The 252-nt window shown below is 55.2% G+C and carries 1 protein-coding gene; it reads right to left on the bottom strand.

What is annotated here, in order from left to right:
- The coding region (locus tag AC6UDB_RS07165) for a hypothetical protein (protein ID WP_500709577.1) at window positions 1-226 on the bottom strand (226 nt) is incomplete at its 3' end.
- Between the last annotated feature and the right edge of the window lie 26 nt (window positions 227-252).

Genomic DNA, 252 nt, shown 5'->3' with positions numbered 1-252 from the left:
GCTCCACGTTGCCCGCCAGATAGGCGAAATAGATTGGTGACCGCCTTATCTCGCCACAGTCGTAATCCGCGTCCGGATCTGCGCCAGCTTCGAGCAGCACGCGACAAACCTCGAGCCACCTTCGCCCATTTTCTTCCCATGGACTGTCCTGCATAACAGCAAAAATAAGTGGCGTTTTTCCATCTTTTCGCTCCCGAGCGTTCACATCAGCGCCATCTGCAATCAACTGCTCAAGCTCCCTCAGCTGGAACC

This window comes from Fructilactobacillus sp. X3R2C1, assembly GCF_059901235.1.
This window is presented reverse-complemented; position numbering and strand designations above follow the sequence as displayed.